Below are 6,709 nucleotides of genomic sequence, written 5' to 3'. Positions count from 1 at the left end.
CTCTCCCCCCACTCCCTCGCCTCAGAAGAAGACAGACCAAAATTCAACGCCTTCTTCTCAGCACGACCACCGACCCCAGAACCCGGCGCCTCACCACCCGACCCGCTTTCGAACTTCGGTGCCCGACCGCCCGGAGACGAGGCCACCGGCCCCGAGGACGTGTGACCGTCCCCATGAGATCCCGACTCCTTCGGCATCTGCTCGGGAGGCGTCGACGCCGTACCGTTCCGGTGCCCGGACCGGTCACTGGACGGCCCACCGTCACCTGACGTCGACGGCTTCAACGATTCCGGCGGCGTGCCCTGCCCGTCTCTACCGACGCCGTCCTTACCCCGCTGACCACCAGGCGCCGGATTCGGTTGGTCCTGACGACCCGACGACGCATTCGACGGCGGAGCCTCGCCCGGCGAAGAATCACCGGGCCGCTGAGCCGCCGGGCGACTCACCGAAGGAGACGCACCGCCTTCACCCGGAGCAACGTTCCGCGACGGCGTCTCCCCGCCGGGTACCCCATGCCCGGAACCGGACGGCGGAGGTGCGACCTGCGCGCTCGAACCCGGCTCGTCGCCAGGACCATGAGAACCGATCGAACCCTGCTCGCCACCTGTCTTCGGCGCCTGGCCGCCCGAAGGCATCGAGGTCGCACCCGACGACACCTTCGACGACGGAATCTCACCCGGCGAAGAATCACCGGGCCGCTGAGCCGCCGGGCGACTCACCGAAGGAGACGCGCCGCCTTCACCCGGAGCGCCGGTCCGGGGCGCCTCCGCGCCCGGCATCGCATGCCCGGGATTGGACGGCGGAGGCGTCGGTGCTGCCTGCGGCTCCGGCCTGTGCACGACCGCCGATTCATTGGGGGACCCCGGCGAACCGGTCGAATCCTGGACGCCGCCCGTCTTCGGCGCCTGACCGCCCGGATGTGTGGAGGTGGGGCCCGAGGTGGTCGGAGCGTCTTGGTGCTCGCTCCCTCGACCGGCGGGAGTGAGGTTGTCCCGCCCACCGTTCAGGGCCGGAGCCGACTGATCGTGACCGGCCGTCGGGGCACTCGTGATCGGTGTCTCGGGAGACTCCGCCGGTCCCGACCGCAGACCGGAAGGACCACTGTGAGCGCTCGCCGGGGGAATCTCCTGATGCCCGGATTCTCCACCGGACGGCCGGACATCACCCGCCGTAGGTGGTCTGGCCGACCCCGACGTCGTCGGCGACGCAGGCTCCTTCTCCAGGTTGCTCGGCGGCACGGTGCCATCGCGCCCCGTGTCGCTCGGCGCGGCAGTCGGGTCGCCGTACCCGTTCCCCGCCCCCTTGGGCTGCGCGACCGACCCCTCACCGTTCGCGGTCGGGCCCGGCTTGGCCGGGCCGCCCGAAGAGCCTGTCGGGCCCTGCGGCCGCACGTCCACCGGCCTGCCCGGACGCGGCGCACCCGGCGCCGGAGGCGGCGCGCTCTCGGCGACCTGCGAATGCCCGCCGAGCACTTCACCCGGACGCGGCGGAGCGGTGGCCGGGGCGCCGTGCGGGCCGGCCACGGCCGGCGGATGGGACGTCGGACGTGCCTCCGCGCCCGAGTGCGGGCCGCTGGAGGTGAGTCTTTCGCCCGCGGACGCGGTCTCCGGCGTGCTCGTGGTCGGCGTGGGGTGACTGTCGGCGATGCTGCCGCCTCCAGCGGGGGCGTTTCCTCTCGCGTCTCCGGCATTCAGGCTCACGTCATGCGGCGTGACCGATTCCGGGATCCTGGAGTTGTTCGCATGGGGGTTCCCCGCGCTGCTGGGGTTGCTCGGAGCGGTGCCATGGGGGCCGGGCTTGGGCATCGGAGGAGTCCCCGACAGATGCCCGGCACCACCCCTGAAACCCGGGTTGGAGAGGCGGCCGAAATTGGTGGCCAGGATTCCGCCGAGAGCGGCGCCCAGCCCGATGTTGATCCCCTCGCTCGTCCCGTTGATCGTGAAGTCGTTGTGCGCGGCAGCGGAGGCCAGGCCCAGGTCGGCCATGTCGAAAACGAACGAGGCGGCGGCTCCGGCGGCCGCGCCTGCGGTGAATTCGAGTGCCGTCGTCGCCACGGGCCCCAGCCTCTCGGCGATCTGGGTCAAGACGCTCACGAGGCTGGAGAGAACGCGGGTCAGAACGCTGGCGGCAGCCCCCAGCGCGGCCCCCACGGGCAGCGCGACGATGGTGAGAACGAAGCCGAAGATCTGAGCGAAGAACGCCGTGTTGTCGTCCTTGGCCATCTTCTCGGCTTCTTTTTTGATGTTGTCGGCGTAGGCGTTGATGGCCTCGCCGGTCTTCCACGCCGCGTCGGCCGCGTCGCTCAGCATGACCGACATCTGGTTGACCCAGACGTCCTGGGCCTTGGTGAAGGCGTCGCCCTTCCACGCCAGGGCACCGATCTCGTCGGTGAAGTTCAGCTGCTCGGCGTACAGGCTGTCGCCCATTTCGATCCACTGATTGCCCAGATCGTAGATCGCGTTCACATCCAGGTCACCGACATAGTCGGTCCAGCTGGCGAGCCCGTGGCCGTCGCTCATGACCGCACCTGCTCCGCGGACTCGGCCGGCCGGGGCTCGTACGTCAGCGGCTCGGTCTCCTCGTCGATCGCGGTATGGATCAGAATCGGTTCCTGCCTTCTGCGGACCAGCACGCCCCGCCCGGGGACGCGCTGCGCGGCGCGATGGTCCCCCAGCAGGGCCCCTTCGCGCGGGTCACCGGACAGGATCAGCCCGTCCGTGCCGAACTCGCGCAGCCGTCCCAGCAGCGGATCGGACATCAGGGACCGTGCGGCTCCACCGACGCGGCGGGCGAGCATGACGTGGAAGCCGAGTTCCTCGCCCTGGGTGACGAAGCCGGAGAGCGGCGCGAGCGGGCCGCGGTCCGGGCCGTTCGCCACCAGGTCGTAGTCGTCGGCGATCAGGTAGAACTCCGGCCCCTCCCACCAGTCACGGTCACGGAGCCGGCTCGCGGTCAGACCGGCCGGCGGCATCCGTTCCTTCAGCTTGTCGGCCACCTGCTTGACGAATGCGGCGGCCAGGTCCGGGTTGGCGGCGTACGCGCCGACGTACGGCTCGGGCACGACGTCCAGGAGGCTGCGGCGGTAGTCGAGGACGATGAAGCGGATGTCCCACGGGGAGTAACGGCGGGCCATCCCCCGCATCCAGGCGCGCAGGAACGAGGTCTTGCCCGCGCCGGAGTCGCCGAAGAGGAGGAAGTGCGGCTGGCCGTGGGTGAGATCCAGGCCCACCGGGTGCAGATCCGTCTGCGCCAGGCCGATGGGCACCTCGCTGTCGGACAGCCCGGCCCCGTCCCCCTCCCAGGGGTTCGTGGTACGGCCGGCGGCGGCGATCGCGTCGAGTTCGGTGACGGTGAGCCGCTCCGGCAGCACCTTCAGCGGCGGTGCCGCCGGTACCTCCGCGGCGGTGGTGATCGCGGCCAGGAGGTTCCGCTGGGCCTCGGCGAGGTCGTCGAGACCGTCGCCGCCGTCGAGCCGGGGAAGGGCCACGTGGAAGGAGAGCCCGGGCGGCATCAGGCCACGACCGGCCGGCACCCGGCCCAGCCGCCGGGCCTCCTGACGGTTGATCTCCGATTCAGCCGGGTCGTTCATCCGGAGTTCGAGACGGCCGCCGATGCTGTCGCGCAGCGCCAGGCGGATCTCGGCCCAGCGGTTGGCGGTCAGCATCAGGTGCACCCCGACGCCCAGACCGCGCGTGGCGATGTCGACAGCGATCGCGCTCGCGTCTTCCCACTCCGCATGCAGCGCACCCCAGTTGTCGATGACGAGGACGATGTCGGCGGCGCGCACCCCCGGCGGCAGCTCGCCGTTGTCGCGCCGCCGCCGGAAGTCGGCGGCCGACTGGATGCCCAGGTCCTGGAACATCCGCTCCCGTACCGCGATCAGGCGGTTCACCTCGGCCAGCACGCGCTGGACCCGTTCGGTGTCCCGCCGCCCGGCCACCCCGGACACATGCGGGGCGCCTTGCAGGGCGTGCAGCGCGCCGCCGCCGTGGTCGATGCAGTAGAACTGCAGCTCATCAGGGGTGTGGGTGAGCATCGCGCTGATCAGCGCCGTGCGCAGGAACATGCTCTTGCCGCTCTGCGGCGCGCCGACCAGGGCCAGGTGCCCGTGGATTCCGGCCAGGTCCAGCACGACGGGACGCTGCTCCTGCCGGGCGGGCAGGTCCGCGACCGCGACGGGGAACTTCAGCTCCCCGCCCATCGACCACGCCGCACTCTGCAGACCGCGTCCGGGCATCCGGGTGAGCGGGGCGAGCAGCGCGTCGAGCGGGAAGTGCGCCGGCAGCGGCGGGAGCCACACCTGGTGCGTCGGCGCGCTGCTCGCCGCGAGTTGTTCGACGACGACCTGCAGCTCGGTCGTCCCGGATCCAGGGACGGGGGTGACCGCGGGCTCGAGCGCCGTGTCCTCCGGACCGGGCGGCGTACGCAGCCCGAACGGGACCGGTGCGATCGGCTGCCTGCGGTCCTTCTCCGCGGCGGGGTCCTCATAGAGCCGGGAGACGTGCGCGACCCGGAACCGTTCGTAGATCGACTCGTCGACCTTCAGGTAGGCGGAGCCGGGGATGGGCGGCAGTTTGTAGGCGTCCGCCGTGCCGATCACCGTACGGCTCTCGGCCGCGCTGAAGGTGCGCAGGGCGATGCGGTAGGACAGGTGGGACTCCAGGCCGCGCAGCCGGCCCTCCTCCAGCCGCTGGGTGGCCAGCAGCAGGTGCATGCCCAAGGACCGGCCGACCCGGCCGATCTGCACGAACAGGTCGATGAAGTCCGACCGCTGCGACAGCAGCTCACCGAACTCATCGACGATGATCACGAGGTACGGCAGCGGCGGCAGCGGCACCCCGTCCACGTCCGTACCGCCGGCCGCCTGTTTGAGCTGATAGTCACGGATCGAGTCGATGTTGCCCGCCTGCCGCAGCAGCCGCTGCCGCCGCTGCTGCTCACCCATCAGCGCGACCCGTACGCGCTCGACCAGGGACAGGTCGTCGGCCAGGTTCGTGATGAGACCCGCCACATGCGGCAACCTCGTCAGGCCCGCGAACGTCGCACCGCCCTTGAAATCCACCAGCACGAAACCCAGGTGCTCCGGCGAATGAGTCAGCGACAAGCCGGTGACCAGCGTCCGCAGCAGCTCGCTCTTGCCCGAACCGGTCGCACCCACCACCAGCCCATGCGGCCCGATACCGCCCTGCGCCGACTCCTTCAGATCCAGGACGAGCGCGTCCCCGCTGGCGGTCACGCCGACCGGGATCCGCAAGAGTTCTTCATCGTCGGGTGCGCGCCAGGCCGCCGTCGGGTCCAGCGACGTGACGTCGATGCCGAGCATGCCCGGCAGCGACACGGACTGGGAGAGAACCTGCTCCTGCTCGCCCGTGAGCCGCAGCGGCGCGAGCGAACGGGCGATCCGGGACCGTAGCACGGGCGCGACCCGGTCCACGGCCGCGTCCCGCACGCTGCTGTACAGCCCGGCGTTCGCGCCCTCCAGTCTGAGGTGGCCCCGTGCGTCGAGACGGACCCGTACGTCCACCCGCCCCGGCTCGTGTTCCTCGGCCGTGACCAGGCACACCACCGTGATGCCCAGGTTCGGGCCCGCCTCCGCGATCAGACGCTGGGCGAGGGATGACCGGCTCCAGGGCGCGCGCGGATCGTAGTCGGTCAACACGACGACGAGCCGCCGCCGCGGCCCTTCCTGGGTGGCCATGGACACCAGCCGCGTTCCGCGCTCCGCGCGGGCCGCCATGGCCCGGTCGAGTTCGCCCTCGAGGTAGTCCGCCAAGCCGACCAGGTCCTCTGCGACCAGCGGGACGACCTCGACTCCGCGCTCCCGCGTGTCCGGTTCATGGGTGTGCGGAAGCCACTTGACCCACTCCCACCGTGCGTCGCCGGAGGTGACGACCGCCACCTGCACGTCGTCCGGTGCGTGGAGCGTGGCGAGTTGACACAGCAGCGCGGTGGCCGCCGCCTCGGTCTCCGCCGCCGGACCCAGCAGGCTCACCACACCGGCCCGCCCGACGTCGACCCACGCCGGCTGCCGGTCGACCGTGGCGTGGGACTGCACCAGTTCCTCGGCGGCGTGCAGAGAGCGGGGGTCGTACTCCACCGTCGGATCGGATCGCCTGGTGGTCGTGAGGGTGATGGCCAGCGGCCCTTCCCCCGTGCCGATGCGCAGGTGGAGAAAGTCGGAATCCTCCGGTCGCCGCTCCCAGACGCGGCGCCGCCGGATCGCGATCGCCCACAGCCGCTCCGGACTCGGGTACACCCAGGCCGCGGCGAACCGCTGCACCTGAGCCACCTCCCGCGCCTGCCGGCGGATCCCCGCCAGGTAGTCCAGGTAACGCTCGCGCTGGTGCTGCTTGGCCTGGCGGGTCCTACCGCGCATCTGCATCCGCATGGCGATGCTCAGGCCCGCCGACGTGATGACGAACAGGATGCCCAGCATGATCATCCACTGCCGGCCGGTCGAGATGAGATACGCGGCCATGCTGATGCTGGTCAGCAACGGCAGCAGCAGCGAGAGCATGGTCGACATACCGGCCGGCTGGGGCGACTGCGGCGGCGCCGCGACGGCGACCTTGTCCTCCGGCACGGGCGGCGGTGCCACCCGGGCGGGACGGTGGAAAGCGATCCTGCTCATCGGTTGTGCTGCCTCAAGGTGAGATCGTCGCGGCGGCGGACGGGGACGCGGCCTGTCCGCCGCCGTTTCGGCGATCGC

1 protein-coding gene and 1 pseudogene are annotated in these 6,709 nt (G+C 71.2%); both read right to left on the bottom strand.

The annotated features are described in order from the left end of the window. Positions 1–2,519: pseudogene (locus AB0K82_RS03280) on the bottom strand (hypothetical protein); the annotation flags it as partial. Then, positions 2,516–6,631, bottom strand: a complete 4,116-nt coding sequence (eccCa, locus tag AB0K82_RS03275) for a type VII secretion protein EccCa (protein WP_364392128.1) — start codon at positions 6,629–6,631, stop codon at positions 2,516–2,518. The gene eccCa and the pseudogene AB0K82_RS03280, both read right to left, overlap by 4 nt. Positions 6,632–6,709 lie beyond the last annotated feature (78 nt).

The sequence above is a fragment of the Actinoallomurus sp. NPDC052274 genome (assembly GCF_040679475.1).
In the GTDB taxonomy this organism is placed as follows: domain Bacteria; phylum Actinomycetota; class Actinomycetes; order Streptosporangiales; family Streptosporangiaceae; genus Actinoallomurus; species Actinoallomurus liliacearum.
Note: the sequence above shows the minus strand (reverse complement) of the source record. Positions and strands in the feature narration are given on the sequence as shown.

Bases quoted from the DNA above. Each gene is read 5' to 3' on its own strand.
- eccCa (WP_364392128.1), bottom strand. From the start codon at position 6,631: ATGAGCAGGATCGCTTTCCACCGTCCCGCCCGGGTGGCACCGCCGCCC.